Source organism: Rhizobium sp. 18055, assembly GCF_902706285.1.
GTDB lineage: Bacteria > Pseudomonadota > Alphaproteobacteria > Rhizobiales > Rhizobiaceae > Rhizobium.
Genome location: NZ_CACSKD010000155.1, coordinates 1 through 530, shown reverse-complemented (window position 1 = coordinate 530; position 530 = coordinate 1). Strand labels below are relative to the sequence as shown.

Below are 530 nucleotides of genomic sequence, written 5' to 3'. Positions count from 1 at the left end.
GCGCAAGAGCGCGCAGACCTATGTGGCCAATGCCCGGCGTTTCCGGGCGGGCCTGCACCGCATCGGTTGAATCCGCGCGGCCGCGGCCCATTTGATTGCAGATGCAGAAAGATTCCAGGGTGTCAGAACTCCACAAGTTCCTCTTCGATGGCCTGCCCGTGCGCGGCATGATCGTCCGGCTCACGGACGCGTGGACCGAAATCCTCGCGCGCCGCGCCGGCAACTCCGCCACCGGCGCTTACCCGCCCGAAGTGCGCGAGCTGCTGGGCGAAATGGCCGCGGCCGGCGTGCTCATGCAGTCGAACATCAAGTTCAACGGCGCGCTGGTGCTGCAGGTCTTCGGCGACGGGCCGGTCAAGCTGGCGGTGGCCGAGGTGCAGTCCGACCTGGGACTGCGCGCGACGGCCTCCATCCAGGGCGAGGTGCCCGTGGGCGCGCGCCTGTCCGAGATGGTGAACGCCGGCGGCGGCGGGCGCTGCGCGATCACGCTCGATCCGAAGGACCGGCTGCCGGGCCAGCAGCCCTACCAG

General features: G+C 69.6%; 1 protein-coding gene. It reads left to right on the top strand.

Annotated elements, in window-relative coordinates; genetic code table 11:
• Positions 1-101 precede the first annotated feature (101 nt).
• A partial coding sequence (locus GVL52_RS31800; protein WP_200847962.1) for an Hsp33 family molecular chaperone HslO occupies positions 102-530 on the top strand: 429 nt, incomplete at its 3' end.